The organism is Psychrobacter sp. CAL346-MNA-CIBAN-0220, from assembly GCF_040309805.1.
Lineage (GTDB): Bacteria > Pseudomonadota > Gammaproteobacteria > Pseudomonadales > Moraxellaceae > Psychrobacter.
Genome location: NZ_JBEOPF010000716.1, coordinates 1 through 237 on the forward strand (window position 1 = coordinate 1; position 237 = coordinate 237).

A 237-nucleotide genomic window follows, 5' to 3' on the forward strand; every position below is an offset into this window, starting at 1 on the left:
GCGATATACTGCAACAAATTCCTGGTAAAGATAAACCAATGGAACCAGGCACAGGCACCAGCTTACACCCTAAAGATCAACATAAACTCATCGCCACAGTGTCTGGTCAGCCAGTTGAAAATCGCAGCGGTATGCAAGTTGACGATATGCTGCAAATTAAAGATGTAGACGTTCGCTATGGCCACGTTAATTTTAAAGGCAGTGTTTTAATCACTGGCGATGTGCACGAAGGTATGG

General features: G+C 44.3%; 1 protein-coding gene. It reads left to right on the forward strand.

Features of this window, described 5'->3' with window-relative positions; translation table 11 throughout:
• Window positions 1-38: 38 nt before the first annotated feature.
• On the forward strand, window positions 39-237 hold a 199-nt coding region (locus AAEY88_RS15440; protein ID WP_350563799.1), incomplete at its 3' end, for a FapA family protein.